The sequence below is a fragment of the Vibrio hyugaensis genome (assembly GCF_002906655.1).
Taxonomy (GTDB): domain Bacteria; phylum Pseudomonadota; class Gammaproteobacteria; order Enterobacterales; family Vibrionaceae; genus Vibrio; species Vibrio hyugaensis.
Genome location: NZ_CP025794.1, coordinates 2,977,044 through 3,000,987, shown reverse-complemented (window position 1 = coordinate 3,000,987; position 23,944 = coordinate 2,977,044). Strand labels below are relative to the sequence as shown.

Below are 23,944 nucleotides of genomic sequence, written 5' to 3'. Positions count from 1 at the left end.
TTAACTAGATAAGCGAGATACTAACCCACTCGATCGGGTAGTTTTCACCTTAATACCACGCTTGAGGACATTCATCTCGGCGTACATCGCAAGGCGTTTCTTCGCGCGAGTAATTCCTGTGTAGATCAGCTCGCGAGTGAGGATTGGACTGAAATCTGGCGGCAAAATCATTAGCGTGTATTCAAACTCACTGCCCTGTGATTTATGAATGGTCATCGCATATGCGGTTTCATGCTCAGGGACTCGGCTTGGCAGCACCGACTTGACGCTGCCATCCGGCAGTTCGAAGAACACTTTAAGACGCGATTCACCTTCGCTGTCGTCTCGCATACAAATGCCGATGTCACCGTTATACAACCCCAAACCATGATCATTACGCGTGACCATCACTGGTCTACCGTGATACCAAAGTTCATCTTGGGTTTGAATCAACTTACGTGCCGCGAGTGCTTTTTCAATGCGTTGGTTTAAACCGGTCACACCAACATCACCTTCACGGATGGCACACAATAATCGGCATTGATTAAAGGTATCCAACACGGCTTTGGCTTTGTGGGTTAGCGTTTCTGGCTCCCCTGTCTTTTGGTCAATCTCTTGCTGTCCGATGCGTTTTAAATAACGACCATATTCGGAAACTAAAGTCTGCATCATCTGATTGTAGTTTTGACTGCTCAGTGCGAAATGCTCGATATCAGCAAAATCACGATTCCAAACGTCGTCTACTTTTGCGGCTGAGCCAGCGTTGACCGCTTTCGCTAGCTGACCGATACCAGAACGGGCATCGAATCGGTAACTCTTTTGCAGCATGCACAAACTATCGGCAATCGAAGCATTACTATTGGTACTGTACGCCAAGGTGTCAAAGCCTGTTAACTTCGCGACCGCAGACGCCTGCTCTTTTCCGAAGCCAAATGCGTGGAACGAACAGATATCACCTAGCACCGCACCTGCCTCTACCGATGCCAACTGGTCTTTATCTCCCAGTAGAATCAAACGTGCATGCTTTGGCAGCGCATCGACGACTTTGTACATCATCGGCAGATCGACCATGGAAGCTTCATCCACCACTAAAATATCGAGGTGTAGCGGATTTTGTTTGTTGTGGCGAAACTCAGCACTGTTCGGGATCGCGCCCAGTAGTCGATGCAAAGTGCTCGACTCGGTTGGAATTTTCGCTTTAAGCTCAGGCTCTACTGGCAACTCTTGAATCGCTTTACCAATAGACTCAGTCAAACGCGCTGCGGCTTTACCTGTCGGTGCCACCAGCTTGATGGTGAGGTTTTTCTCTTGTCCTGCTTGCTCAATCAGCGCGGCAAGCAACTTGGTTACCGTGGTGGTTTTACCCGTACCCGGACCACCGGAAATCACCGCAAAACGACGTGTCAGAGCCACCGCTGCCGCGACCTTCTGCCAGTTAACACAAGCTGACAACGGTACAAGCTTGTCCAGCACTTGTAGATCGTGAACTTGTTTCGCTTGGCAGACTGCCGCATCAATGGCTGACCAATCGAGACTGTCTACAGTGACCACATCCAAATGGTCACAGACTAATTGCTGGCGTAGCACTTGGTTGCTGGTTCCTGTCTCTGCCGATTTAGCTAATGCATTGAACAGAAAGTGGTACTGACGAGCGAATAAATGATACAGCAACTCAGACAAACGTGTGAACTCTTGAGGCTGTAGGTTTACAGCCGCACTGAGTTGATTGAGTTTGTCCGCCAACGTCACTTCATAGTGCCAGTAACGGTGCAAGTAGAGACGCTCGCCATCAAACATCATTGGCAAGGCTTCACCTTGCGCACCAACCAAAGGCGACGCTTGCAGAAGCTCAACCCAATTAACGCCTTGCAGCTGAGTATTAAGCGTCAGCGCAGACTCTCCAAACAAACCGAGCTTACTGGCAAGGTCCGCTGGTTGCCCTTGGCTGTCAAACAGAGGCAAGCAGATGTGTCCTTTACCTAACTCACTGCTGACGACGCCAGCAATAAATGCCAGTTCTTGGCTGTTCGCTTGTTGCTCAACTTGCGAATAGATAAAGCGCGCGAACTGGAAATCCAACTGGCGAATCGCACCTTTACTCGCTAACGTTTCTAAAGTTACCAATAGATCTGACGTTGCCATTGCGCTGTTTTGTGCAGAAAGAAGATCATTGGTTTTCATCAAATTAACTCCATCTGACCGGATTCGCTGGATCGCGTGTCTGGTGCTTGACCATCAATCAAATGATCCATCTCTTGTAAAAATTCGAAGGTTGGCTTGGCAGAAAAAATACCGTGCTCACTTTGCCCATCCATACCACGCAAGAACAGGTAATAAACGCCGCCAAAGTGCTGTTCATAATCATAATTTGGCAATCTGCTGCGCAAGAAACGATGCAGCGCCAAAGCGTAGATTTGGTATTGCAGATCGTAGCGGTGATCCGCCATCGCCGACTTCAACGCGTCGCCATGATAATGGAACACATCATCACCTAAGTGATTCGATTTCCAGTCGAGGACGTAGTATTTGCCTTGATGCTCAAACACCAAGTCAATAAAGCCTTTCAACATGCCTTGCACGGTTTGGAAACCCAGATCGCCCGCTTTGGCAGACAGCGGATCATGACGTTGAATCACGCGGTTCAATGCTGGTGCAGATAGCACTTCAATCGGTAATAAGAATTCCATCTCAACCAAACGTTGTGCCGGGCCTTTTTGATTGAGCAGCAGTGCTTTGCTATCCAAAGGCGTTGCCAGCACGGTATCAATCAACTGTTGCAGGATTGGCAGCCACTCTTCATCAAGCTGCTCACTTTCCATTAAACCGAGGATGATTTGGGTGTTCTCTTCCGTCGTCGCAGGTTGAGTAAACTCTATTTCCTCAAATAAGCTGTGCAGGAAGGTACCCGGGCGTGCACCACGTGGGAAGTTGAAGATAGAGCGTTCTGGCTCAACCAATTCCGCCTCATCTTGCTCTTCTGAAGAATCGATATCAAAGCCGGTGATTTCAATCGTGGCGTCATGTTCAGCATGATGAGAACCTTGCTTAACCAAACCCGAATAACTGGTGATTCGCCAGTTTCTATCAATTGGGTTTTGCAGCTCTTTAGCTGTCAGTGCATCCAACTCGGTTTGCTCCGCAACGTACATCTCGTCTTGCTGCTTTGGAGGATCACAAATCACCACGTTATCGAGATTCTCTTGCTGCTTTTTCAGCCCCACAAACAGGTCGTTGATGCCACCCTCTTGACCATTTTGCACCAAGTAACCAATCGCACTGTGATGCACACCGGTTGGCTCTTTGGTTGAGCGACCATTGCGCAGCGGCGAAGCACCAATAAAGCAGGCATACACGGCACGCGTTAGCGCTACGTAGATAAGGCGCAAGTCTTCAGCGAGGCGTTCTTTATCTGCCTGTTTTAACGACGCATCGTTACCCGTGATATCAAGTACGGTACGATCGTTCTCAGCGTCGTAGTATTTGGCTTCACTTGCTTCTCGGTAACCAAACACAAATGGTAGGAAGACCAAGTCATATTCCAGACCTTTGGATTTGTGAATGGTGACGATTTGCACCAAGTTACGCTCTGATTCCAGACGCTGAATTTGGTCATCGCTGCCACCTAGCCCGTGCTCGGCATCGCTGATGGATTGCGCTAACCAACGCAGCAAACCGTGGTCGCTGTCTAATTCGTTACTGGCTTGCTGCAATAACTCACCAATGTGCATCAGATCGGTAAGCACTCGCTCACCGTTTTCGCTTTGTGAGCTCGCCCCTTCTTCCAACAAACGTTCAGCAATATGGCGCTTGCTGATCACTGCTCGTAGCATAGGTAGCACACCACGTTGCACCCAAAGCTTACGGTATTCTTTGAACTCGTTAACCGCATTTTCCCACACAGTTTCGTCGTTGTTGAGGGCGTCTAAGCTGGCAGCATCCAGAGCGAACAATTCTGATGCTAAGCTGGCGCGTAATGCTCTGTCGTTTTCTGGCGTTAATACCGCTTGCAGCAAACGCTGTAAGTCTTGTGCGACGGAACTGGTAAACACACTATCGCGGTTGGACAAATACACACTAGCAATGCCTTGGTCTGCTAACGCCTGTTTGACCATGCGACCTTCGCTACCCGTTCGCACCAATACTGCAATGTCGCCCGCTTTAACTGGCTTCTGCTTTTCGCCATTAACCAAGCACGCTTGACCTTGTTGCGCTGCGGTCAAAATGGTTTGAATTTGGCTTGCTGTCGCCTCTGCCATAGTTGTGAGGTATTCACCTTTTGGCAATGGTTTATCTTCCGCTTCTTGCAGCCAATAAGTCAGTGCAGGTTGCTTTTGACCACCCATGGTCCAAACGCGTTTGTCAGCGCTTGGGCTGTAATCCACAGAATGGAATGGAATGTCGGAGTCATAAATAAACGGGCTATCTGGCAGAGCAAAAATCTGGTTCACTGCCAATACCATATCGGCACTTGAACGCCAGTTGGTACCAAGCGTGTAGTGAGCACTAACTTGGTTACGAGCCTTGATGTAGGTAAAGATATCCGCGCCACGGAAACCGTAAATCGCCTGTTTCGGGTCACCGATCATAAATAACCCACACTCAGGATTATCCAAATAAATGCGGCTGAAAATACTGTATTGCAGTGGGTCGGTATCTTGGAATTCGTCGATCATCGCAACCGGATAAAGCGTGCGAATGCGCTCTGTCAGTAGTGCGGTTTCATCGGTGTCAATCGAGGCAGAAAGCTGAGTCAGTAAGTCATCAAATGACAACCATTGCTTCTGATTTTTTGCTTTTGCCAGCATCACGCGACAATGCTCAATCGCATGAGCCAATAGCGGCGCTTTTAAACTGATTGGGTTTGCAAGGAAGGCTTCAATCGCCTCAAACACAGGGTGCTGTGGTGCAGTGCCTTTCGGGGTTTTCTCAAGTAACACATTCTGCGCGAACTTCTCCAGCTTATCTGGATAGTCATAGCCCGTGGTTTCTGTCGCAGCCCATGTATTGACCGCCTCTAGCCACGTCGGTAAAGACTTTTTGGTGTAGCTGCGTTTGTTGACGTCGGAATCAGAAATCAACGCGAGGAAATCATCTTGGTTATCACGCCACTGGGCTTTCAAAGCATCAATTTGCTTTAGGTTTTGCTCATGCAAATCGGCAAGGCTCCCCTGCATTGCAGGAACAGAGAGACTTAGCGGTGCGCCCGTGAGGTAATTGCTGATGTCATACAACAGATCCGATGGCGAGCCCCAGAGTTGGCGTACTTCTCCTGCCAAAGCGAATGGCAGAGGGTAGAAGTTACGACGCCAGTAATCGGCAACCACTTGCGCTTTTAGGTGGCTTTCGTCCGTTACAAATTCATTATTGAAACGGCTACCGGATTCGAATGCGTTTTGCGTCAGCATGCGTTGGCAGAAACCGTGAATGGTGTACACCGCGGCTTCATCCATTTGGCGCTCTGCTTGCAAAAGGATCTCAGCGGCTTGCTTATGATCTTCGATTTCTTCCAACAAAGGCTGAATCACAGGATCTGAGCTTTTCCCGCGAGCGAATGCGATCCTCGCGTCGTGAATACGCGCACGAATACGATCACGCAGCTCCGCCGTTGCAGCTTCGGTAAAGGTCACCACCAGAATTTGATCCACGGTCAACGGCACGCGGTGCTTCGTATCGGCAGTGCCATGCCCTAGTAGGAGTCGCAGATACAAGCCCGCTATGGTAAAGGTTTTACCCGTACCCGCCGAAGCTTCAATTAGCCTTGCACCATGCAGCGGAAAAGTCATGGTTTGCAGTGGAGTTGGAACTGACATTTGCGCCATAACGCTGAATCTCTCCGGATTATCGACTGATCGAACTGTGATCTATCGTTAAAAATTCTATTAATATGTCTAATAGGTTGGAATATTTAGACCTTTGTGGGATCTCACTCACGGTTATCATTACGGAGTACCGTTAGTATGCGCCTCACGAGATAAGCCAAGCCTTTCAGGCGGCTACACTCAAACGAATCATGGTCCCTCTGACCTTGTGGCCGTACAGCGAACGCCCTACAAAAAATAATGATTTTCTGGCGGCCACCCTACTCTCTTCTTTATCTAAATAATCCAACTTATTCTTATACCCAAGTGACTTCAAGATACAGGATTCAGAGCGTTGTCACTGATTCAAGTTCAAGGAAAACAACGCTGTGTAATAGATTGCTCTTTCCAAGTTGTTTGACGATGAAATTGCTTCAGTGACACGCTCCCGAAGGGCGAGTTGTCTTGGCTCGTATACTTCGTTGACGATTTTTAATTTAGAGCCACTAGATCTTCAAATCATCGCCTCGCCTACAAGCCAAGTCAATCTCGCTGAACCAAGCATCTTGAGGTTACTTGGGTATACTTTCAGCATCCATCGCCGTCAATCTTGCGCCTTGAAGAACCAATGCAGTCAGTGTGCGAACTTCTGCTGCAAGCTCATCATTCCAAGCAGACCAAATACGCGAAATATACGCATTGTTTCCTTCGCCTGGGCTCAGGTAACCATCATTGAATGCATCCGCCATTTTCTTCAGCGATTTCTCTTCGTCATCAGCCCAGTGGCCACGACTAAAGCCTGCCTCGACACACGCCAGTGCTGTTTTCGGGAAATATGGTAATGGCTTAGTCATGCCTTCAAAAAACAAACGCACTAATTCAGCAAGCAATTGTTTCGCTTGCGCAGCGTCTGCCATTGCTGGGTAAACTAAATGCACCGCGCCTTCCTTGCGGTCATAACCAATAACGTGGGTCTTTCTCGGATAACCAGAGGCAGACATAGCAAGATGATCAATCCATGCAGCAAGGTAATCCTGCGCACGAATTTTACCACTGCGGTAGCGAATCAAACCGGATTGATAGCATTGAGTTAACCAACCGGTTAGACGGATATTTTTTCCTTCACCAAGCACATCGAAGGTAAGGTCGATTTCTAAATCGTCTTGCGGTGCACCGGATAAGAACGCCAACTTATCCACCAGCTCTTCAGCTTGCACGCGGTTGGTTTCAAACTCGATATCACCAAATGCGCCAACCGGTAATTTGCCCTGTGCACGTTGCTCACTCATAAAGTGCTTGAGCACGTCTGCTTTTGCGGACGGTTGAGTAATGGCGGTTTCGAGCAAGGTTTCTAGTAACTCATCGCGCATTTGATAGCTTTCTAAGCCGCCTAATACAAAGGGCTCATCATCTTCCATCACAGGCAATGGCGGCTCGAACATCACTTTCAAACGGCGGTTAAAGAAATACTGAACTGGTAAACGCCAGAAGCGTTGTAATTCCACCAAATCCAATTCGATTGGGAAGGTTGCGCCAAGCAAGTAATCATCCAATGCGCGGTTAAACTCGCCACGCGCATGACCTTGCGATTGATTGCTTTGGGTCAACGCGGCCGGAATCCACTCCTTAGCATAGCTTGAGTGAGAACCTTGGAATGCACTTGGGCTGAATGGCACCATGGCATGTACGTTTACTAACTCGTTGAGTAGTTTATCTCCGGAGTCATCGACGGGCTGGTCTTGATCGCCCACTAAGCAGTAGTTCTGATGGCAATATTCCATCAACTCCGATACCAGAACAGACGGCACGCGCTCGGTGTTATCTTGGATAGAGCGCCCAACGTAACTGATGTACAAACTTTGCTGCGCAGACAACATGGCTTCTAAGAATAGGTAACGGTCATCGTCTCGGCGTGAACGGTCGCCCGGTTTAGTACGACCCGTCATTAAGTCAAAACCTTCTGGTGGCATTGAGCGCGGGTAGACCCCATCGTTCATACCCAGCAGACACACGGTTCTAAATGGGATCGAGCGCATCGGCATCAGAGTACAGAAGTTCACTTGCCCGGCAAGGAAGCGCTGGCTGACCCGTGTTCCTGACAGCTTGTTTTGTAGATACTGGCTTACAATAGAAGGCGACAAGGCATCATCAAATGCCGCATCGGTAAGTTGTTCTTTCAGTTGGCTTAAGGTATCTCGAATCGACTTAAGCGCCATTTCCCCTTCTAGCTCAACAGAGAAGAAGTCATCCAACATCGCCACCAAGGTTTCACGCCATGCATCAATCGACTGAACATGGGAAAGTTTGCGGCGATATTGGCTAATTTGTTGAATAAAGTGGGCTAACTTACCGGCAAGTTCTGCGCCCATACCTTGCACTTCATTGTATGGCGAGAGGCTACCCTCTTGCGCTTCAAACAAACCGGCAGATTCTGGCATCGCGTAACCTAACAACATACGCTGGATACCAAATTGCCATGTATTTTGGCGTGTTTCTGGCAGTTCAAATTCGCTGCCCGTATGGCTATCTAGCCCCCAGCGAATACCAGATTCTTCCACCCATTGTTTAGCTTGAAGGAAATCATCTTCGCTTAAGTCGAATCGCTTCAAAATCGCTGGCGTTTCTAACAACTCAAGTAATTCAGAAGCCAAGCAACGTGTATTCGGTAAATTAACAAGTTGCATGAAAGCCGCCAAAATTGGGCTTTCTTGGTCGGCCGTTCGGTCTGAAATCGAGTAAGGAATAAATCGCTCACCCGGCGCATTGCCAAACACCGCCTGAATCGCTGGGCTGTAGGCATTGATGTCTGCCACCATGACAATAATATCGCGCGGTTTCAGTGTCGGATCGGCATCGAACATTGCCAAAAGCTGATCGTGTAGCACTTCCACTTCTCGCATTGGGCTGTGGCAAAAGTGCAAGCTCAGGGATTTATCACCCAAACTCACCACTTGTTTGTGCTGGCTGCTGTCGATTTGCTCGTCGTCTTGGTGCTCTTCTAAATTAAGAATGTCGGCTTGAAGTTGATGGAGCAGACTGTCGCGCTCGACATCAACAAAAGCTTCAATCTCATGGGATTCGAGCTGCGACAACAGATACATGTTATCGCGTCCAAGTTTACCCATCGACGCCAACAAGCTGTTACCCACCACATCGGTATGCAGCTCATCCACCACGTTTTCTTCTAGTGAACCTTTTAACTGCTCACTCTCACCTTGTACTTCAGAATGGTCTTCTTGCCAGACCACGTGCTGACGATGTTTTGCTGCTAGGCGAGCTAGGAATTTACGGTCGCGTACCTCACCCCAGTAATAGCGACAAGGGTTGGTAAACATCAAGTGCACATCAATGTGTTCACCAATGGCTTTGAGCGCATCCATGTAACGTGGCGGCAGTGAAGAGATACCAAACACAAACAGACGCTTCGGCAGATGGTCAAAGTTACCGTTGAAGTTTTCTAGCGTATCAATGAAGTGTTCGTACAAATTGGCACGATGATAAGGCGATTGCCCAAGAGTAACCGTGTGATCGTACAACGCCTGCCACAAAATCGGCTGCCATGGGTGTTCGTCTTCAAGTTCAGGCACCGTTTGTCCGGCTTCCCAGCTTGCAATCCATTCTGGGCGATACACCAAATAACCATCGAAAATATCGGCAATTTTCTCTGCCAATTGATACAGCTTGGAGTTGTCACTATCGTCTTGAAGATAACGAGCCAAAGGTTCGAATGATGCTTCGTTTAGTAAACCCGGAAGCAAGTGCATCAGCTTCCACGTCATGGCTTCTTTGTTGAAGGCACTGCGCTTAGGCACATCAGCCAATACTTGGGTGAACATGTCCCAAATGAAAGTCGCTGGCAGCGGAAATTCTAAGTTTGCCGCAACACCAAACTCTTTCGCCAATTCCATTTTTAACCACTGAGACATACCCGGGCTTTGCACCAGAATTTGCTCTTTTTCGAATGGGTTTTCTAATGGATTGATGCGAATCAGTTCAACAAGAAGTGATTTGAGAACATCGACCTGATTGGAGTGATAGACAGTAAACAAAGTAGAAGCACCGAATGCCAATGGAAACTGCTAGCAAGCTTAGCACAGCCACATTTATTCCTAGAGCGATCTCGATAGCTTAAATAACAAAAGGTTAGAGAACACTCAAACTCTGCGCAAATAACCAGCAACTGACATTTGTAAGTCACGTCTTACACGCAAATACAAAGCGTGACATCAGTCACAACTATTTCATGATAAAAAACACTGTTTTATAATTCACGCAAATTTTTATAACAATACCCATCAAATTGAATATTGAGTGAAAGGCGAAGAATCACGGGGTTCAAGTCATCTTGATTTCACGCTGAGCCGCACTTTGTTCTTGATTTGATAGGGATGAAAAAGCACTGGAATACCAAAACTATGTTGCGCAAATTTTCTTCAAATAGCGCTTGGCTGATTGCATTTTTTGCTTGCTTTGCGCTTTATCTGTCGATCGCTTGTTACCCATTTTTGCTGTCAAACAACCAAGCAGAACCGCTCACCTTTCTGCAAAAATATTATTTACTCGCTACACAATTTGGCTGGTTGGGTTTAATTGCTCTTCCGCTGATGCTGGGTTGTTTATTGCTGTCCTTTTTGCCGACACGCATGTTCAAAGTCGTTGTGATCACCATTGCCATCACACTCTTGATCATGTTGAAAGTCGATATCCTCGTTTTCCAGCAATACAAACTGCACATCAATGGTCTACTGATCCGCATGTTCTTTGAAGGCGGTCGTGACGTATTTGAAATCTCTTGGATGAGTTGGCTGATCTTTATTAGCGACATTGCACTGCTCGCCATTGGCTTGGCATGCACCGTTTGGTTAGCCAATAAACTGGCTCAAAGCCGAGCAAAGTTCGTGATTGTTGCGGTTTGGTTTGGCTTGTTGCTGAGCACTCAGGTTATCCACGCCTATAAGAACGCACTCTATGACGACGAAGTCAGCCAGTTCTCGAATAACTGGCCTCTTTACTACCCATTAACGGCGCGTAAGTTTATCTATCGTCATCACTTGGTGGATGAAAATATGGCTTCACAAAACCGAGTGGAGCTGAAAAACATTGAAAGCAGTTCACTGAACTACCCACTCGCCCCTGTAAATGTAGAACCTAAAGCTAAACAACCGAATGTATTGTTCATTCTGGTTGATGCTTGGCGCTACAGCGATGCAACACCAGAAATTATGCCAAATGTCAGCAAGTTCACCGATAAAACCGTCAATTTCTCTCAGCATATGAGCGGTGGTAACTCTACTCAAGCAGGCATTTTTAGTCTGTTCTACAGCTTGCCAGCAACTTACTGGGACAGCTTTTATGCGAGTCAAAAATCTCCAGTCTTCATGGATACCCTGCAAAACCAAGGCTATCGAATGGGTATTTTTGGCTCAGCACCATTAACCAGCCCGCCTTTATCACGCACCGTCTTTAAGAAGGTGAAAGATCTCACCCTTAAGCAAACTGGCGAAACACAAATCAAACGTGACCAGCAGATCACCGATGAGTTTATTCAGTTTCAAAAGCAAGATAGCGACAAACCGTATTTCAGCTTCTTGTTTTACGATTCGGCTCATGGCACCAGTTTTCCAGAGCCTGAGTTTGCTAAATTCAAGCCTTATTGGGAACGTGTCGATCATATTCTTCTGAACAACGATTTTGACGCCTCGCTTTATCATAACCGCTATAAGAACTCTTTGTATTTCATCGACAGTTTGATCGCAAAAGTGCTGAAGAATGTCGACCTAGAGAACACCATTGTGGTGATTACTTCCGACCACGGAGAGGAATTTAACGACCACAAGATGAATTACTGGGGCCATACGGGTAACTACAGTGATACTCAAGTGCATGTGCCGTTATACGTTTATCTTCCAGATCATCAGCCAGAGCAGATCAACTACCGCACCACACACTATGACATTGTGCCAACTCTAATGAACGAACTATTCGACGTTCAAGGCGACACACAATCGTATAGCGTAGGACGAGACCTATTTGATAATTGTGTTCCGCGAGATTGGTTCATTGCGGGCAGTTATTACAACTATGCGCTGGTAGGGAAAGAAACCATGTTAGTGGTAAACCCAGGAGGGCATTCTCAGCAACTCAATAATCAACTTAAAGTGGATACGGAACACCAAGTACCAGTGAACGTGATTCAGGACTCTCTCGATGAAATGTCGCGCTTCTATAAGAAAGGATAAAAAGAACGCACGCCCATCAGACAGGTAGGCATAGTGAAGAGAGGTAAGTTTCGAATTGCCATCTTCTGCATGAGAACTCTCGCTACAATGGCCGCGGTTACTAAAGTTTGATGTATTAAAATTGTATCTATTTTTCCTGCCACCCTTTTGGGGTGGCATTTTTTTATCTTCAGATTAGCTTTAGTCCCGATCCTACCGATACAAAAAAAAGCCTCTTGGCGAGAGAGACCAAGAGACTTTGCTTTACGAGTAAGACTTATGCGTGATGTGTCGTCATCAAGCGTGGTTGGATTAGTAAGTTATTGATGTATTGCAAACCTACGTAAGTCACCACAATCGTTGCCACAATCAATTCGATGCCTGCTAGACCGCGAACTTGTTGTACATAGTGCGCTGCTAAACCATTTGCTTCCATCCAATTTGCTGTTTTGAATAGAGCCGTTGCACCAATCACCATTGGGAAGGTAAACGCTGCATAGCCAGGGCTAAATGGCAGTCTTAGCAATTTAAAGAAGGCTAAGTAGATGATGGCTGTCATCAATACCGCGATACCAAACAACAGAGCAATAATCACTGGTGAAGGTGTTGCCGTTACCGTTAAGTAACCCGCTAACGATAGGCTTGCTGGTGCCGCCATGATTGCCATGGTTGGTTTTGCTGCATCTGGGATTTCATGAGTGAACATGAAACGGTAGATCATCATTGGCAACATCACCGCGTAAGCCACCATACCGAAGACCAACGCACCGTGTGCAATAGGTGCAAGCACTGGGTTACCTGAGAAAGACACGTCTGCAACGATAATACCCACTGGTGGTACGAACCAGCTTGGCACCATGTGGTGTAGTTCGAAGTCTTTCGCGCGGTGGTACAAGAAGCTCACTAGGAACACGATATGTAGAGCTACCGCCACTAACCAAAGCACGTCACCTGCAACAGGGAAAAAGTGCCCTAGAGAATTTGAAACCACCATGGTTCCCATCGCGAAAGTCGGAACGACACTACCCACCACAGGGTGCGCAAGATCTTGTCTCAACAAATGATTGTGAAAAAGAAATTTAGTCGCCAAGATTGCTAGCAATACGCTTGCAATACCTGCGCTAATCCACTGTCCATAGCCATGTAATTCGGCGAAGTTTTCCCAACTCCAACCTAAGCTCGCAATACCAAGAGCCAGACCCGCCATTGGGGTTGGTGCTCCCATTACTTTTGCTTTTGTTCTTTGAATCATTACGACCTCAAAATCTAGGCTAACTTTCTATGGGGTGTATATTACTCTTGCACTTCGTTCCAATATATCTAATTATTTAAAACTAACGTTCAGATTTACTTAACGGAATGTCATGCCTAGTCATATCTCTCTTAAACAACTGAAAGTGTTTACTACGATCACTCAGCACAAAACGCTGACAGCGGCTTCTGAAAGCCTGTTTCTTTCTAAGGCGGCCGTGAGTATGGCGCTGTCTGAATTAGAGAAACAAATTGGCCATCACCTATTTGACCGGGTGAACAACCGCTTAATTCTCAACCAAGAAGGACAAAAACTTTTGCCCCTCGCGGATGAACTCCTCAACCGAGCTCGAGATATTGAGAGTGTGTTTGATGGCGACCAAACCCTATCAGGGCTGCTTCGCATCGGTGCCAGTGACACTATTGGCAACCAAGTTGCGCCCTACCTGTTAAGTGATTTTCGTGATGAAACGAATCACCAATCGCAGAGTTTGTTCATCTCCAACTCTGCCCAGATTTGTGACATGTTGATCGCTTACGAACTCGACATCGCGCTCATTGAGGGCAAGACCATACACCCAGAGTTGGAATCAACGCAATTCAGTGAAGACGAAATGTGTGTGATTTGCCCACCGGATTACCCTAACTTCGACGAAGGGCCAATCAGCCTAAACGAACTCGAAGACACAGAGTGGATTCTGCGTGAGGCTGGTTCTGGTTCTCGAGAGTTCTTCATGCGCGCTATCGCTCCGCGTCTAGAACACTGGCACGAGGCTTTTCAGCTCAACACCACCGAAGCGCTGATCAATTCGGTATCTGCTGGACTTGGCCTAGGTTGCTTATCACGCCTATCTGCAGAACCTGCAATTCGCGATGGTCGTGTGAAAATGCTCAACATGCCACTGGATATGAAGCGTCGCTTCTGGCTTTTGATCCACAAAGAGAAGTATCAAAACCCACTTCTGCGCACGTTTATTGAATTCTGCCAAAATTGGGAACGCCCAGAGAACCCGCACCTTAAAGATGACTAGTTCGAGGTGGATAGTTCAAGGTAGAGAATCCAAGGTAGATAGCTCAAATGCTGGTCAGTTAGTTGTACCCGGCTCTCATTCTGAGGCTTGTCGCTAGACTTAATTGGTCAAAAACTGTATAAAAAGCCAGTATAAATTCATCAAGTTAGAGGACCAACCATGGCTGTAATCGTCAAGTACGTGGTAGAACGCAATGGAGAAGAGAAAATGACTTTTACCTCTAAAGCGGAAGCTGACGCATACGACAAAATGCTGGATATGGCGGACGAGTTATTCTCACTGCTAGGTAAAAGTGAACTTCTAGAAGACGAAGGTAAGCAAGAAGATCTTGCAATGTTCCTTGCGCAAAACAAAGAAGAAGTACTTTACGCTTTGGGTGCAAAACGTAAGCCTGCGCCAAAAAAAGCAAAGAAGCTTGAAGCTGTTGAAGAAGATAGCGAACAAGAAGACGCTGCATAAGCCTCTCATTTGTTTCAAAAAAACGTCGCACCATGCGGCGTTTTTTTATGCCTTCCGTTTGTCGTCATATATCTCTGAGAATATAAAGAACCGATTTAATATCCCAAATTGCTCTAAATTTCATGTTGCAGATTAGTGTGACTTAGATCTAATCTAAATGGGCACGGTGATGGGGTACCACCGGAATCGAAAGATTCAAACCGCTTTTAAAGCTGATGACTCCTACAGAAACGAGAACAGGTAAGCCCTGTTGGAAGTACTTTTGCCTCTAGTGTAAAAGTAAGAGTTCTGTAGTGAGCAATTCAACTCTTCTCCAACCCCGCTCCTGTTTTCTCAAAAATTAAAAAGATATCCAAAATAGTTGTTAACTCAACAAGGCGACAAACGCGTAAGCCTCCTGAACATAGTTTTTCTATTTGATGGAGCGAATAAGAGCAGTCAACGCCGTTGAGTCTGACCAATATGCTGGATATCGTACACTGGGAAAACATTATGCAATACTCACACGAAATCCAATCAATGTGCCCGATTCAACGCGGCGATCTTCATGCATCTGCACCGATCCCTGTTGAAGGCGCAATGATCAATCCAAAAGACGTTATCGCGATTTCCGGTCTTAGCCACGGCGTTGGTGCTTGTGCTCCTCAACAAGGTGCAGCAAAACTGACCCTTAACGTCAAAAACGGCATCATCGAAGAAGCTTTGATCGAAACGATCGGCTGTTCAGGCATGACTCAATCAGCAGCGATGGCCGCAGAAATCCTAACCGGTAAAACCATTCTTGAAGCACTCAACACTGACTTAGTGTGTGATGCTATCAACGTCGCAATGCGCGAAATTTTCCTTCAATTTGTTTACGGTCGTACTCAATCTGCTTTCTCTGAAGGCGGCTTGGAAATTGGTGCGGCACTGGAAGATCTTGGTCAAACTCAACGCAGCCAAGTGGGTACTAGCTACTCAACCAAAGCAAAAGGCGTGCGTTACATGGAGCTGGCTGAAGGTTACGTAACAAAACTCGCACTAGACGAAAACAAAGAAGTGATTGGTTACCAATATCTCAACCTCGGCAAGATGATGAAAGCCATCAACGAAGGCGTACCTGCAGCAGAAGCGGCAGACAAAGCAACAGGGACTTACGGTCGTTTTGATGAAGCCGTAACGACCATCAACCCACGCCAACAATAATTGCCACCAAGAGGAAAGAGATTATGAACACTCCAATTACTGAATCTGTACGTCGCACATTAGACGAAATGCAACTTTCTTCTCTGGAAGCGGCTTATCAATACTGTATGGATCGTGGTATCGACCCTAAAGCGCTGGTGATGGACACTCAACCTATCGCGTTTGAAAGCGCAGCCGATGCCTACACGCTAGGCACCGCTTTGGCGATTTTCCGCGGTGCAAAAACAGCAGAAGAAGCTGCAAACATAATCGGTGAAGGTCTTCAAGCCTGTACGAAACCTGGCAGCGTAGCAGAGCAACGCCAAGTGGGTATTGGTCACGGTGCATTGGCGGCTCGTCTACTGAATGAAGAAAGTGGCTGTTTCGCTTTCCTTGCGGGTCACGAGTCATTCGCAGCGGCAGAAGGCGCAATCAAAATCGCATTGAACGTGAACAAATCACGCAAAAATCCGTTGAAAGTTATCTTGAATGGTTTGGGTAAAGACGCCGCTTACCTAATCTCACGCATCAATGGTTTCACTTACGTACGCACTCAATACAACTACCAAACTGGTGAGTTAGTGGAAGTAGAACGTCGCCGTTTCTCCCAAGGTCCACGTGGTGAGATCCTTTGCTACGGTGCAGACGATGTGCGTGAAGGCGTGGCTATCATGCATAAAGAACAAGTGGATGTGAGCATCACTGGTAACTCAACCAACCCGACTCGCTTCCAACACCCAGTTGCTGGTATCTACAAAGCAGAGCGTAACCGTGAAGGCATGCCTTACTTCTCGGTGGCATCAGGTGGTGGTACTGGTCGTACTCTACACCCAGATAACGTCGCGGCAGGTCCTGCGTCTTACGGCATGACAGATACCATGGGTCGAATGCACGCTGATGCGCAATTCGCGGGTAGCTCTTCAGTACCAGCACACGTAGCGATGATGGGCTTCATCGGGATGGGCAACAATCCAATGGTAGGTGCAACTGTTGCACTTGCAGTAGAGGTCGGTGAGCTTAGCCTCTAAGTCGATTTATCGCTTTACTATCCAAAGCCAGTAAATCCAACAAACCCAGTGTAGGGGGAGTGACTTCGGTCCTCCCCTTATTTTTGTTGCCTTGATAATTAATCAATGATTTGCGACACATTTCTCATCAGACAAACATATCTCTAAAAAGACAAAAGGTATCCATCTACAGACTTTCTCCATTTCCCCTCTTTAAACTCCCCAATACTCTCTTTATGATGACTGACAACTTAATTATTTCTTGTCAGTGAACAGACGAGACACAAGACTCAACACATGGAGATCAACTATGGCTTTCTTCTCTCTAGCCTTTGGTACGGCAACTAAAAACCGCGACGGCAAAATTATCGAAGCGTTTTTCCCTAACCCAGTTCTTAACCCAAGCGAAGCGCTTGTTAACGCACTAGCAGCAGTAGCAGGTTACGAACAAGGCAACCAAGCTATCGGGATCTCTGCTGCACAAAGCGCAGAACTGGCAGCAGCATTTGAAGCAAACGGCGATGCTGCAAACGCATCTTTCGCAGCAAAAGCAGCAGAATCAGCACAACCACTTGTACTGGTTATCCTTGCAACTGACGAGCAGCCACAAAGCGTTGCTGAAGGTTTCCTAAAACTTCAACTTATCTCTAACCGCCTAGTTCAGCCACACGGCACGGTACTAGACGGTATCTTCGGTCTACTACACAACATCGCATGGACTAACGAAGGTCCAATCGACCTACCTGAACTAGCAGAGCGTCAAATCGAAGCTCGCCTAGCGGGTCGTGCACTAAGCGTAGATTGCGTAGACAAGTTCCCTAAAATGGTGGACTACGTGGTACCAACTGGCGTTCGTATCGCTGACACTTCTCGCGTACGTCTTGGCGCACACGTTGGCGAAGGCACAACAGTAATGCACGAAGGCTTCATTAACTTCAACGCGGGTACAACTGGCGTGAGCATGGTTGAAGGTCGTATCTCTGCTGGCGTAGTGGTTGGTAACGGCTCTGACATTGGTGGCGGCGCATCTATCATGGGTACGCTATCTGGCGGCGGTAAAGTTGTGGTTTCTATCGGTGAAAACTCTCTACTAGGCGCGAACGCAGGTCTTGGCTTCCCAATGGGTGACCGTTGTACTATCGAATCAGGTCTGTACGTAACAGCTGGCTCTAAAGTGCGCATGCTAGACTCTGCTGGCCAAGAAGTGGAAGTGGTGAAAGCTCGCGATCTTGCTGGTGTTTCTGACCTACTGTTCCGTCGTAACTCTGTAACAGGTCAAATCGAGTGTCTTGCAAACAAGAGCGCGGTTGAGCTGAACAGCGAACTGCATAAAAACAACTAATAAGAATACCCAAATAGCCCTACGAGAAATCCCCCAGCAGGAAACTGTTGGGGGATTTTTTATGTAAAGTTGATATACAGCAGTCGTATCTAACGTTTTATCGGACGAATCCACATCGATAAATCAGGACATTCATACTGCAAGTGATCCATCAATTGTTTCGCTTCCGAATATTGGAAATAAACATCACTAAACAAATAGTAAGCACCATTAATGTTGTGCTCATAGAGCGTTGCCGTCGCACACTTAGCAAATACTTTATTTGGTGGCTTAGCTCCAGAGTAAAGCTGAACAACGTAAGCCTTAGAACCTGATGCCGCAGGCTGAGATGGTAGTGGCGGGCGCTCAGGTTTAGCTTTTCTATTACTCGACTGTTTCTCTAAAAGAGAACAACTCGCCGAGTTAATATCAAAAGACATCACTTTCGATTTATTCACTGCATCCAGAATATTAACGTGCTGCGCCTTCGCGTCACCAAAACACTCTTTTGCCAACGCGTAAGTCGCAAGTTCACTCAATACGCAAGATGATGAGTCGTAGTAAATTTGCTGCACGCCATTATTTAGCTGCGCTTGTGGGGAACATTTCACCATCTGACGAAACTCAGCCCCTTCCAATATCCATAAATCTACTGCTTCTTGGATGGTAAGCTTTGCTTGAGCCATAGAAGAGAAACCTAGACAACTGGCCAATAGACACAACAAAAAATACGGTTTATCTGTCTTAAGTGAAAACACTTACTCGTCTCCACCACCATTTTGGTCAGACGACGCTGGTGCTTTTCGAGCGTAATTAGAAAAAAACTCAGGGCTATCTTGCTCAGCCACCAACTTCTCGATTTTCTTATCTGTCTCGTAATTGACAAGAGCATAGATTGACCAAATAGCAGCTGGCAGCCAGCCAATCAGAGTAATTTGTAGTAGCAAACAGATCACACCCGCCCAATAACGACCGATGGTAAAAAATTGAAGCCAAGGAATTAAAATGGCAAGTACTAATCTCATGTCATTTCCTATTTAGTATTTTATTATTCATGATCGAATTGTGTACTGATGCCCGGCTTGTTAGCGAACAGATTGCCGCCGAGATCATTAAATTCAGAAGAAAAGCCGCCTAAGAATTTGGAGTTACGAGCCGGTATGTGAAGCAAAACTTAAGCGGCAAGCTGAAAGGGTAAACCAAGCCACTGGAACACAATTCTCTCCACAATGGCTTTAGCAAAGGGCACCAATTTACAATACCTGCATATAGTAACCATGTCGGGGGGATGAATATTTAGCATCTGCAAATCAAGAACGATGGAGATGCATACAATAAAAGCAACTAAGGTGAAGCGAAGCTGTGTTGTTTAGTCAAATACGGATAAAAAATCCCCCAACAGGTAACTGTTGGGGGATTTTTATTGCTCGATAAAGAGCCTATTGTTACGACATGGCGTGTGACGTAATACTGAGAGTTTCAAATACTCAGTTTTTTAGAACTTTACTTGTTCAGAAAGTTCACCGCTTTATCAGGGAAGTCAGTAAACAAACCATCCACTTTCACCTGGTTGTAGAAGATATCCATCATGCCATCGAAGCTATCCGTGTACGCTGGAATACGCCCTGGGTCCGCTCGGAAAGTATAAGGGTGTACTTGTAAGCCCGCGTCTTTTGCCGCTTTCATCAAAGGTTTGATGATGATGTTATCCTTGGTTGATTTGTCATCCACCAACATTGGCTTCCAAGGACCGATCCCTTTCGCGTATTCCGCGACCTTCTTCATACCATTGGCTTCAAACATCCAGTCATAACTGTATGGTGTTGCCTTGTCGCCTTTGTACTCCATGGTCTCGTTCCAATCGGTGTAAGCCATGAGTTGAACGAGCTTTAAATCCATGTCCATTGCAGGCATGAGTTCACTGTTGATGCGCTGAAGTTCATTCGCATCAAAACACTGAAGGTACACTTTGTCGTCTTGCGAATCGTAACCGTACTGTTTTAAAACTTTAAGCACCGCTTTTGAGATGTCTTTGCCTTCATGGCGATGGAACCAAGGCGCTTTGATTTCTGGGTAAATACCGATGTCATAACCCAGTGTTTTATTTAAACCTTGGATCAACTCAATCTCTTCCGCAAAAGTAGGAACGGTAAAATCTGACTTCCACATTGGGAATCGTGTCGGATAGCCCGCGACCTTATTGCCTTTATCGTCGATATTAAATCCTTCAGTGACTCGCAATGATTTGATTTCTGCCAAGGTGAAATCAATCGCGTAGTAGCGACCATCTTTACGAGCTCGTTCTGGGAAGCGCTCTGCCACATCAGTCACGCGATCAAGATAGTGATCATGCAAAACGACTAATTGATCGTCTTTGGTCATCACCACATCTTGCTCGATGTAGTCCGGCTTCATTGCGTACGCAAGAGCTTTTGCTTCTAACGTATGTTCTGGCAGGTAACCCGACGCCCCTCGGTGTGCGATAACAAGCGGTTGTGCAATCGCTCCAGCTGAAATGCTGAGAGCGAGAATCGTCATGCAAATTGACGTTGTTTTCATTGTTCTTTCCTTAACTTATTGAAGGGGCAGTATTCCACCGCCCCTTTAATGTTTTATGACGCCAATGCTTCTTTCTCACGTGCTTTTTGTTCGTGATGAGCACGTTCACCCAAGAAAGCGTAAATCAAGCAAATAATAGAGGTAATACAAGACCCTACAAGAATGATGAACCCACCATCCCAACCAAAGTGGTCAACGGTGTAACCAAGAATCGCGTTCGCAGCAACAGCGCCACCTAAGTATCCAAATAAACCGGTTAAGCCTGCTGCAGTACCCGCTGCTTTTTTAGGAGCAAGCTCTAGTGCATACAAACCAATCAACATCACTGGGCCGTAAATCAAGAAACCGATAGCCACTAGTGCCATCATATCGACAGCTGGGTTACCCGCAGGGTTGAACCAGTAAACAAGCACCGCAACCGTGACAAGTACCATAAATAGGATGCCAGCAGGGGCGCGGCGACCTTTAAACACTTTGTCAGAAATCCAACCACACAATAACGTGCCAGGAATACCAGCCCACTCGTAAAGGAAATAAGCCCAAGAAGATTTATCTACAGAGAAGTCTTTTGCTTCTTTTAAGTACACTGGCGCCCAGTCCAACACACCGTAACGGATCAAGTAAACAAACGCATTCGCGATCGCAATTGACCACAACAATTTATTAGAAAAGACATACTTGAAGAAAATCTCCTTCGCACTCATTTCTTTCTCATGCGACTTGTCGTAATCGTCTGGGTAATCTTCTTTGTATTCTTCAATCGGAGGAAGACCGCACGACTGGGGCGTATCTCTTACCGTGAACCAAATGAAGATAGCAACGAGCGTGGCAAAAAATGCGGGTACGTAGAAAGCGGTGCGCCAATCGTCGTTAAATGCCCAAAGACCAAGAATAAATAGCGGACCAATTAAACCACCACCTACGTTATGTGCCACGTTCCAAACCGACACTATCTCACCACGTTCTTTGCGCGACCACCAGTGAACCATGGTTCGACCACAGGCTGGCCATCCCATACCTTGGAACCAACCGTTTAGGAACAATAGAATAAACATCGCTGTAATGCTGCCAGTAGCCCAAGGCATAAAGCCGAAGCAGAACATCACAAGCGCAGACATTAATAGACCGCCACTTAAGAAGTAACGAGGGTTAGAGCGGTCAGAAACACTGCCCATTAAGAATTTTGATAAACCGTAAGCAATAGAAACTGCAGCTAAAGCAACACCTAAGTCACCACGGCTAAAACCTTGTTCAATAAGGTAAGGCATCGCCAAGCTAAAGTTTTTACGCACTAAATAATAGCCAGCGTAACCGACGAAGATACCGATGAAGAGTTGCCAACGTAAGCGAGAATAGGTGCCATCGATCTTATCGGACGATAAGCGATCGATATGCGCCTTAGGTTTGAATATTCCAAACATAGGAACCTCATTAATTATGTGAGCGATGGTAGGGAGTAATAAATCGTGAACGAGCAAAAAGGAGCTTCGTTCGAAAGTGAATGCATTTTATGAAATACAATTTTTATTTCTGTGATAAATGTTGCATAGGAATTAAATTTCAGTAAATACAGTAAACTAGAAGCATTTAATTAGACAGCGCTTCCATTTCCCCCACATTCCGTTACCGTTCATATAGAGCATGAAGTGCGCAAACGAACAAAATCATCGCTATCTTAAGTAAGCCAAGCGCTCAAATGACCACATAAATGGATAAAAGGTAGAGGTTGAAGAGATAAAACACGCTATTTAAGTAATGAAAGACCAACATGACGTGTTGCAACAATGTCACTTCGTTAACAATTAGCATCGACATCAGCCAACCAATCTCAAAGCGCATTCAAAGCAAATCTCTAGTAAAAGACGTCGTATCAACCACGAATAAACTTCTTCATTCTTAACTGTGGTTTAACTCAGAGCAACGAGCGCATCAATATCAGCCCCCCCTTATCATCATTAGTGTCAGCCAGCTCTTTAGGGTTAGTTTTCAATCAGTAATCTGAGTAATTTCCCACCATTCGCGAAGCAGCTTCACAAAACTCCTCTTACCAGTTTGTGCATTGATTTTCACATCGGTAGTTTTAGGCCGAAAAATAGAAGTAGAAGCTTCTGAATCGTTTTATCGAGTTTCCTTTTTGAGCAAAAGATGCGTCAATTAACAAAAACGAAGAGTTTGATTAACAAATTTATGCTCAAACGCTCAATTTTAACGCTCGTTTGTTTTCGCAAACGTTTATATATGCACAATAGAACCGTGCTAGATAAGCATAAACATTAAAGGACTCTTAACATGACAACGAACAAACACCCCTCACTGCTCGGAGAATGTTTGGCCGAGTTTATCGGTACAGGATTACTTATCTTTTTTGGCGTAGGCTGTGTTGCTGCACTAGTGTTGACCGGAGCTCAATTTGGTCAATGGGAAATCAGTATTGTATGGGGCTTTGGCGTCGCCATTGCTATTTACTGTACTGCGGGCGTATCCGGTGCACATATCAACCCTGCCGTTACCATCGCGCTAGCTATGTTCCATGGATTCGATAAGGCGAAAGCGGTGCCTTATATCATTGCGCAAATGCTAGGTGCATTTTGCTCTGCCGCTTTGGTTTACAGCTTGTACAGCAACCTATTTACTGATTACGAAATCGCACACAACTTCGTTCGTAGCAGCCAAGACGCATTAGCAACAGCAGGTATTTTCTCGACTTACCCACACGCTTCTCTCTCTTTCTTTGGCGCTTTTGCTGTGGAATTCGTGATTACTGCAGTACTAATGTTTGCCATTCTTGCTCTTGGTGATGAGAACAACGGCGCGCCTCGTGGCGCAATGAACCCTCTACTGATCGGTATTCTGATTGCGGTTATCGGTGGTTCTTTAGGTCCACTCACTGGCTTTGCGATGAACCCTGCTCGTGACTTCGGTCCTAAACTGTTTGCTTACTTCGCAGGCTGGGATTATGCACTGACGGGGGCGCGTGAAATCCCATACTTTATTGTTCCAATTCTTGCTCCTATCGCAGGTGCTTGCTTCGGTGGTTGGTTGTACCCGAAAGCGATCGCTGCGTATCTGCCACAACAAGGTCACGGCTGTACTATCCCTAATCAGTGCGAGACCGAAGAAGAAGCAGAACAAGCGCAAGCTTAAAACCAACTAGTTC

At 46.4% G+C, this 23,944-nt stretch carries 15 protein-coding genes and 1 riboswitch; of the genes, 7 read left to right on the top strand and 8 right to left on the bottom strand.

The features are described from left to right. From recD to recC, 3 genes are all read right to left on the bottom strand, one after another. Complete coding sequence (recD, locus tag C1S74_RS14740) at positions 1-2,160, bottom strand: exodeoxyribonuclease V subunit alpha (RefSeq protein ID WP_045403950.1); 2,160 nt, start codon at positions 2,158-2,160, stop codon at positions 1-3. Continuing rightward, positions 2,160-5,798 (bottom strand): exodeoxyribonuclease V subunit beta, encoded by a 3,639-nt coding sequence (recB, locus tag C1S74_RS14735; RefSeq protein WP_045403949.1) that lies wholly within the window; start codon positions 5,796-5,798, stop codon positions 2,160-2,162. Before recB ends, recD begins: the two co-directional genes overlap by 1 nt. Positions 5,799-6,349: 551 nt before the next feature. Further along, positions 6,350-9,826 carry an exodeoxyribonuclease V subunit gamma gene (gene recC, locus C1S74_RS14730; RefSeq protein WP_045404076.1) on the bottom strand — a complete coding sequence of 1,159 codons (3,477 nt, stop codon included), beginning with the start codon at positions 9,824-9,826 and terminating at the stop codon, positions 6,350-6,352. 366 nt (positions 9,827-10,192) lie between these two features. On the opposite strand from recC, the gene C1S74_RS14725 reads away from it, so the two are divergent. Next, entirely contained in the window at positions 10,193-12,016 is a 1,824-nt protein-coding gene (locus tag C1S74_RS14725) for a DUF3413 domain-containing protein (protein ID WP_045403947.1), read from the top strand. Between the two features lie 256 nt (positions 12,017-12,272). Here the strand turns inward: C1S74_RS14725 and C1S74_RS14720 are convergent, their stop codons facing one another. Continuing rightward, positions 12,273-13,247, bottom strand: a complete 975-nt coding sequence (locus C1S74_RS14720; RefSeq protein ID WP_038866047.1) for a TDT family transporter — start codon at positions 13,245-13,247, stop codon at positions 12,273-12,275. Between the two features lie 112 nt (positions 13,248-13,359). Here C1S74_RS14720 and C1S74_RS14715 point away from each other — a divergent pair, with 112 nt between their 5' ends. The 5 genes from C1S74_RS14715 (at position 13,360) to dapD (ending at position 18,249) form a co-directional block, all read left to right on the top strand. Then, the gene (locus C1S74_RS14715) at positions 13,360-14,277 is read left to right on the top strand and encodes a LysR family transcriptional regulator (RefSeq protein ID WP_045403945.1); all 918 of its coding nucleotides are present in this window, start codon (positions 13,360-13,362) and stop codon (positions 14,275-14,277) included. Positions 14,278-14,436: 159 nt separating this feature from the next. Then, a complete protein-coding gene (locus C1S74_RS14710; RefSeq protein WP_005380208.1) occupies positions 14,437-14,736 on the top strand; it encodes a YebG family protein in 300 nt (99 codons plus the stop codon). Positions 14,737-14,892: 156 nt separating this feature from the next. Further along, a riboswitch (Fluoride riboswitch) is annotated at positions 14,893-14,968 on the top strand. 260 nt (positions 14,969-15,228) lie between these two features. Next, complete coding sequence (locus C1S74_RS14705) at positions 15,229-15,921, top strand: iron-sulfur cluster assembly scaffold protein (RefSeq protein ID WP_005427365.1); 693 nt, start codon at positions 15,229-15,231, stop codon at positions 15,919-15,921. 23 nt (positions 15,922-15,944) lie between these two features. Next, positions 15,945-16,928 carry a GGGtGRT protein gene (locus tag C1S74_RS14700; protein ID WP_045403944.1) on the top strand — a complete coding sequence of 328 codons (984 nt, stop codon included), beginning with the start codon at positions 15,945-15,947 and terminating at the stop codon, positions 16,926-16,928. Between the two features lie 289 nt (positions 16,929-17,217). Beyond that, a complete protein-coding gene (gene dapD / locus C1S74_RS14695) occupies positions 17,218-18,249 on the top strand; it encodes a 2,3,4,5-tetrahydropyridine-2,6-dicarboxylate N-succinyltransferase (RefSeq protein ID WP_045403942.1) in 1,032 nt (343 codons plus the stop codon). 89 nt (positions 18,250-18,338) lie between these two features. Here the strand turns inward: dapD and C1S74_RS14690 are convergent, their stop codons facing one another. The 4 genes from C1S74_RS14690 to glpT all read right to left on the bottom strand — a co-directional run bounded on the left by C1S74_RS14690 (position 18,339) and on the right by glpT (position 22,208). Next, positions 18,339-18,914, bottom strand: coding sequence for a hypothetical protein (locus tag C1S74_RS14690; protein WP_231565433.1), 576 nt, complete (start codon positions 18,912-18,914; stop codon positions 18,339-18,341). A 72-nt stretch (positions 18,915-18,986) separates the two neighbouring features. Next, positions 18,987-19,253, bottom strand: coding sequence for a YqaE/Pmp3 family membrane protein (locus C1S74_RS27130; RefSeq protein WP_045403938.1), 267 nt, complete (start codon positions 19,251-19,253; stop codon positions 18,987-18,989). A 478-nt stretch (positions 19,254-19,731) separates the two neighbouring features. Continuing rightward, positions 19,732-20,787, bottom strand: a complete 1,056-nt coding sequence (gene glpQ / locus C1S74_RS14680) for a glycerophosphodiester phosphodiesterase (RefSeq protein WP_045403936.1) — start codon at positions 20,785-20,787, stop codon at positions 19,732-19,734. 53 nt (positions 20,788-20,840) lie between these two features. Continuing rightward, positions 20,841-22,208 carry a glycerol-3-phosphate transporter gene (glpT, locus tag C1S74_RS14675; RefSeq protein WP_045403934.1) on the bottom strand — a complete coding sequence of 456 codons (1,368 nt, stop codon included), beginning with the start codon at positions 22,206-22,208 and terminating at the stop codon, positions 20,841-20,843. 868 nt (positions 22,209-23,076) lie between these two features. Between glpT and C1S74_RS14665 the strand changes: the two genes are divergently transcribed. After that, positions 23,077-23,931 carry an MIP/aquaporin family protein gene (locus C1S74_RS14665; RefSeq protein WP_045403932.1) on the top strand — a complete coding sequence of 285 codons (855 nt, stop codon included), beginning with the start codon at positions 23,077-23,079 and terminating at the stop codon, positions 23,929-23,931. The last annotated feature ends 13 nt before the right edge of the window (positions 23,932-23,944 follow it).

Coding starts and splice junctions, on each gene's coding strand:
- C1S74_RS14725 (WP_045403947.1), top strand. CDS start 10,193: ATGTTGCGCAAATTTTCTTCAAATAGCGCTTGGCTGATTGCATTTTTT.
- C1S74_RS27130 (WP_045403938.1), bottom strand. CDS start 19,253: ATGAGATTAGTACTTGCCATTTTAATTCCTTGGCTTCAATTTTTTACC.
- glpQ (WP_045403936.1), bottom strand. CDS start 20,787: ATGAAAACAACGTCAATTTGCATGACGATTCTCGCTCTCAGCATTTCA.
- C1S74_RS14705 (WP_005427365.1), top strand. CDS start 15,229: ATGCAATACTCACACGAAATCCAATCAATGTGCCCGATTCAACGCGGC.
- C1S74_RS14715 (WP_045403945.1), top strand. CDS start 13,360: ATGCCTAGTCATATCTCTCTTAAACAACTGAAAGTGTTTACTACGATC.
- glpT (WP_045403934.1), bottom strand. CDS start 22,208: ATGTTTGGAATATTCAAACCTAAGGCGCATATCGATCGCTTATCGTCC.
- C1S74_RS14720 (WP_038866047.1), bottom strand. CDS start 13,247: ATGATTCAAAGAACAAAAGCAAAAGTAATGGGAGCACCAACCCCAATG.
- dapD (WP_045403942.1), top strand. CDS start 17,218: ATGGCTTTCTTCTCTCTAGCCTTTGGTACGGCAACTAAAAACCGCGAC.
- C1S74_RS14665 (WP_045403932.1), top strand. CDS start 23,077: ATGACAACGAACAAACACCCCTCACTGCTCGGAGAATGTTTGGCCGAG.
- C1S74_RS14710 (WP_005380208.1), top strand. CDS start 14,437: ATGGCTGTAATCGTCAAGTACGTGGTAGAACGCAATGGAGAAGAGAAA.
- C1S74_RS14690 (WP_231565433.1), bottom strand. CDS start 18,914: ATGGCTCAAGCAAAGCTTACCATCCAAGAAGCAGTAGATTTATGGATA.
- recD (WP_045403950.1), bottom strand. CDS start 2,160: ATGAAAACCAATGATCTTCTTTCTGCACAAAACAGCGCAATGGCAACG.
- C1S74_RS14700 (WP_045403944.1), top strand. CDS start 15,945: ATGAACACTCCAATTACTGAATCTGTACGTCGCACATTAGACGAAATG.
- recB (WP_045403949.1), bottom strand. CDS start 5,798: ATGGCGCAAATGTCAGTTCCAACTCCACTGCAAACCATGACTTTTCCG.